General features: G+C 67.3%; 4 protein-coding genes and 1 pseudogene. 2 read left to right on the forward strand and 3 right to left on the reverse strand.

Annotated features, from left to right (window positions below):
• On the reverse strand, nucleotides 1-820 hold an 820-nt coding region (locus ACVOLL_RS20425; RefSeq protein ID WP_481514554.1), incomplete at its 3' end, for a transposase zinc-binding domain-containing protein.
• A 70-nt stretch (nucleotides 821-890) separates the two neighbouring features.
• On the opposite strand from ACVOLL_RS20425, the pseudogene ACVOLL_RS20430 reads away from it, so the two are divergent.
• Nucleotides 891-1454, forward strand: a pseudogene (locus tag ACVOLL_RS20430) (transposase); the annotation flags it as partial.
• A 241-nt stretch (nucleotides 1455-1695) separates the two neighbouring features.
• Nucleotides 1696-3441 carry an alpha/beta hydrolase gene (locus ACVOLL_RS20435; RefSeq protein ID WP_164145949.1) on the forward strand — a complete coding sequence of 582 codons (1746 nt, stop codon included), beginning with the start codon at nucleotides 1696-1698 and terminating at the stop codon, nucleotides 3439-3441.
• 30 nt (nucleotides 3442-3471) lie between these two features.
• Here the strand turns inward: ACVOLL_RS20435 and ACVOLL_RS20440 are convergent, their stop codons facing one another.
• Nucleotides 3472-4119 carry a hypothetical protein gene (locus ACVOLL_RS20440; protein WP_239502368.1) on the reverse strand — a complete coding sequence of 216 codons (648 nt, stop codon included), beginning with the start codon at nucleotides 4117-4119 and terminating at the stop codon, nucleotides 3472-3474.
• Entirely contained in the window at nucleotides 4116-4448 is a 333-nt protein-coding gene (locus ACVOLL_RS20445) for a hypothetical protein (protein WP_164145948.1), read from the reverse strand. Before ACVOLL_RS20445 ends, ACVOLL_RS20440 begins: the two co-directional genes overlap by 4 nt.
• Nucleotides 4449-4647: the final 199 nt, after the last annotated feature.

The raw sequence follows: 4647 nt of genomic DNA on the forward strand, positions 1-4647 counted from the left end.
CATCCATGCCGTCGTCGCTACCCGCGCTGTCGGACAGGAACACGGATTCGTCTTCGCCTTCGAGCCAGCCGCGGCGCGACAGGTGCCGGCACACGCGATGCGCGATGGTGTTGGCGAGCTGCGTCAGTTGCGCAGAGGTGGGGGCGCGGCGCAGGCGCGGCTTGCGCCGCGGGGGCTCGACGTTCGCGTCGTACACGCCGTCGAGCCACAGCATGTGGAAGTGAACATTCAGGTTCAGCGCGCTGCCGAAGCGCTGGATCAGGGTCACCACGCCGCATTGCGCCGTATCCCGCGGCACGCCGGCCTGATCGGCAAGCCAACCGGCGATCACGCGCTGCACGATGCCCAGCACCGGGCCAATGGCTTCTGGCTTGCTGGCGAACAGGAAACGCAAGGGGTACGGAAAGCTCAGCACCCATTGCCGCACCGGCCGCGGGCCGAACACCTCGTCCACCAGATGCCGCGCCGACTCGGCCATGCGCCGCGCGCCGCAGCTGGGGCAGAAGCCGCGCTTCTTGCAGGAGAACGCCACCAGCCTCTCGGCACGACAGTGCTCGCAGACCACGCGCAGGAAGCCGTGCTCGAGCACGCCGCAGCGCAGGTAGTCCTCGAACTCCTCGCGCACGTACTCGGGCAGCGGGCGGTCTTCTACCTCACGGCGCGCGAGAAAGTCCGGCCAATGCGCCTGCACCAGCGAATACAGCAGCGTGCGCTCGGGACGGTGAGGCGCATAGCGAGCCGTGGGCAGATGCGCTGCCGGCGACGTTGCGTGCGCCACGGCATCCTGCAGCTGCGACACGGTCGCGGCGAAGCGCGGCACGAAACACTCCGGTGCAGGGAATGGCTGCTCAGGCTTGCGCCAGCCCCGGCCGGTTCATATCGGCCTTTATGAGCTGCACCTCACACCGCTGGAGCTGATCGACCGCATTGCCGCGCTGGTTCCCCCGCCACGCACCCACCGGCACCGCTATTTTGGCGTGTTGGCACCCAACTCGCCGCTCAGGGCTGCGGTGACGGCGCTGGCGACACCGGCGCAAGCCGCTCCCGTGCTGGGCGCGTCGATCAGCACGGGGGAGTGCGCGCCTGGTGTGGTACCGATGAGCAGCGCGCTGCCATCCCAGAGCGAGCCGGTGCTGCCCAAGCGTGCAGCGCACTACCTGTGGGCGGTGCTGATCGCCCGCATCTACGAGGTGTTCCCCCTCTTGTGTCCGCTGTGTGGCGGGCATATGCGCATCATCGCGTTCATTACGCACAGCGCTGACATCCGGCACATCCTGGACCACATCGGGGCAGATTCAGAGCCACCCCGCATCTCCCCGGCGCGCGGGCCACCGCTGTGGGATGACTGTAGTGATGCGCAGATGGATGACGGGGCGCAAACCGAGCCAGCAGACTGGGACCTGGCGGCGCAACCGGCACCGGACTTTGAGGTCGATCAGCGCATCAGTTGGTGAATGAACAAAGCGGCGATTTTGACTTGCCGCGAACTGGCTCTGCGTCCGGTACACGCCGAGCGCCGCAAATCACTCTCCTGAACGCCAAACCCTGGTGGTGAACCTGACACCTGGGCGGGAAAATCGAGTGTCTCAGCCGGCTTGATGGCGCTTCCGCGGTGCGATACTTGGCCTCATGCGGTTAAAACGCCTATCCGTGTCCGTATATTGGCCCAAGGGGACCACTCGCAGGGGATACTTGATGCAACAGGACGACGACGCTGCACTCGCTTCCGGTACTACATCCGATGGCTGGTTCACCCGGCTCCGGCGTTCGCTGCTGGCGCGCCTTGGCAATACCGGGCTCGTGCTGGGGACGTTGTTCTTCGCCGCCTCGCTCACGCCCAGCCTCACGCCACGGATCACGGTCGCGCAGGCGGTGCTGTCGGGCATGTGCCTGGCCGCCGGCTACGGCCTGGGCGTGCTGCTGCGCTGGCTGTGGGGATACCTGGAGCTGCCGCTCCCCGGGCCGGCGGGACAGCCGCGTCGCCGCCGTATCGCGGTCGTCGCCTGCGCGGTCATCGCCGCGCTCGCGCTTTGGCGCAGCCAGCATTGGGAAAACATCGTCCGCGAACTGATGCACCTGGCTCCCGCCGGTCCATCGCGCATCCTGGGCGTACTCGCGGGTGCGGCGGTCGTGGCGCTGCTGCTGGTCGTGCTGGGCCGCATCGCGCTGATGATCATCAAGGCGGTGATGCGCCTGGTCACCCGCAAGGTGCCGCGACGGATCGCGCACGTGGTCGGTGCGATCGCCGGCGTGCTGCTGCTGGTGGGCCTGGTCAACGGCGTGATCCTGTCCTCGTTGCTGGACACCCTGGACGCCTCCTATCGCCAGGCCGATGCACTGATCCCGCCCGACATGCCGCCGCCGACCGAATGGGACAGCCCCGGCAGCGCGCAGTCGCTAGTGGCCTGGAACCAGCTCGGGCGCATGGGCCGGCGCTACGTCGATGCCCGCCCCACCGCCGACGAACTCGCCGCCTACGCCGGTCCCGGCGCCAAGGCGCCGCTGCGCGTGTACGCGGGCCTGCCCACCGGCGACACGCCCGAAGAGCGCGCCCAGCTGGCGCTGGAAGAACTCAAGCGCGTCGGCGGCTTCGAGCGCAAGGCGCTGATCATCATCACTCCGACCGGCACCGGTTGGGTCGACCCGTCCGGCATCGACGGCATCGAATATCTCTACCGCGGCGATGTGGCCAGCGTCGCGGTGCAGTACTCGTACCTGTCCAGTCCGCTGACGCTGCTCCTGGATCCGGACACAGGCGGGATCACCGCGCGCGCACTGTTCCGCGAGGTCTACGGCTACTGGCGCACGCTGCCGCCCGAGCGGCGGCCGAAGCTGTACCTGCACGGCCTGAGCCTGGGCGCGCTCAATTCGGAACGCTCGTTCGAGATGTTCGAGCTGCTCGGCGAACCATTCGATGGCGCGGTCTGGAGCGGACCTCCGTTCGCCGCCAGCAAGTGGGCCGGGCTGACCCGCTCGCGCAATCCCGGTTCGCCGGTGTGGCTGCCGCAGTTCCAGGACGGCTCGTTCGTCCGCTTCATGAACCAGGACGGCAGCTCCACCCCGCCCGGCACGCCGTGGGGCCCGATGCGCGTGGTCTACCTGCAGTACGGCAGCGACGCGGTGACGTTCTTCGACCGTCACGGCTTCTTCCGCGAACCGGAACTGCTCGATGCCCCGCGCCCGCCGGACGTATCCCCGGCGATGCGCTGGTATCCGGTCGTGACGATGATGCAGATGGCAATGGATACTTCGCTGTCGATGAGCGCACCAATGGGTTTCGGCCACGTCTACGCGCCATCGCACTACATCAACGCCTGGCTGGAAGTCACCGGCATCGACGACTGGTCGCCCGAAGACGTGGCCCGCCTGCAGCGCCACCTGGATGAGCGCCGGGCCGAAGAGCTGTCCAAGGATGGCGGCGAGGAGACCGTGGACGGCTGAACGTCGACGGTCTTGCGTGGACCGGCACCCTCAGTACATCCCGACCATGTTGAGGAACCAGCCCTCGTGGTCGTAGTCGAAGTCGGTCAGGTCGTCGCTGAACTCGGTGAAGTTGTAGCCGGCGCCGATGCGGAAGTTCTTGCCGATGTCGCGGTCCAGTCCGACCAGCCAGCCCTGCCGCGTGCCGCCGGCCTGCACGTCCAGCCAGCGGTATTCGGCCAGCGCGTGCCAGGCGTAGACCACCTCGTAGCGCAGCTGTAGCGCGGCGAAGTCGGTGGCCGAGTCGAACCACGGCCCGCTGCCGCGTCCGTAGCGCACCTCGCCCTCGCGCCGGGCGAGCTTGCCGGCCACTTCCCAATGCTGGTCGTGGCGGTAGACGCCTTCCACCGACAGCACCTGGGTTTTCTGGTCGTAGTCCTGCTCGCGCTGGCCCAGGCTGGAGAGGTCGTACAGGTAGGTGTAGCGGCCGAACATTTCCCAGCGCGCGCTATCCCACGGCCGCCAGGCGAAGCCGGCGTTGCCTTCGATGAAGCGCGCGTTCGCCAGGCGGTCGCGATGGTCGTCGGTGTCGGCGTAGTTCAGCCGGCCGGCGATGCGGAAGCGGGCTGATCGGCTTCGTGCCGGCGTTCGCGCGGCTGCTGCCCACGCCGGGCGCATGGATGGAGAGTGGCAGTTCATGTGAACTGGCCATCCGCCTCAGCAAGAATGTTGGTCAGCACATCCGCATCAATCCGGCACTGTTCGAGAGGAGCGGTGGCGAAATCCTCTCCGGGCTCCAGCTCATAGTAGCCAAGGGCCAGGCCATGGGCACGGTCGAGTGCAATAACGCCCCGCAAAACACGCGCGACCTCCGGATGGGTGTTGAGGAACAGTTCCCGCTCCAGCAAGGGTTGACCGGGTGGGACGGCCTTGACAGTCGTCGGCGCAACTCCAGTGAGACGCTTGAACTCAAGCAGCGCTGCGGTAGACCAGTCGGCGCCCGATGCGGTGATGACAATCTTGGACATGCTCGAAACGTTTCAGTTCTTAGCCACCAGACCTCGCCGTAGCAGGGGGGTATAGGAAGTTCAACCGCCCTTTTTGGCGAGTCTGGCGGGTAGGAAGCGGCCGCGCAAGCGCCGCTTTGGGCACAGATCGGGCACAGATCGGGGGTTCATGCGTGGGTTTTCGACATCGCGGGGCCGCGCAGCGGCTCAGTGCGTAGCC

This window comes from Stenotrophomonas sp. STEN035 (assembly GCF_056759935.1).

Coding starts and splice junctions, on each gene's coding strand:
- ACVOLL_RS20435 (WP_164145949.1), top strand. CDS start 1,696: ATGCAACAGGACGACGACGCTGCACTCGCTTCCGGTACTACATCCGAT.
- ACVOLL_RS20445 (WP_164145948.1), bottom strand. CDS start 4,448: ATGTCCAAGATTGTCATCACCGCATCGGGCGCCGACTGGTCTACCGCA.
- ACVOLL_RS20440 (WP_239502368.1), bottom strand. CDS start 4,119: ATGAACTGCCACTCTCCATCCATGCGCCCGGCGTGGGCAGCAGCCGCG.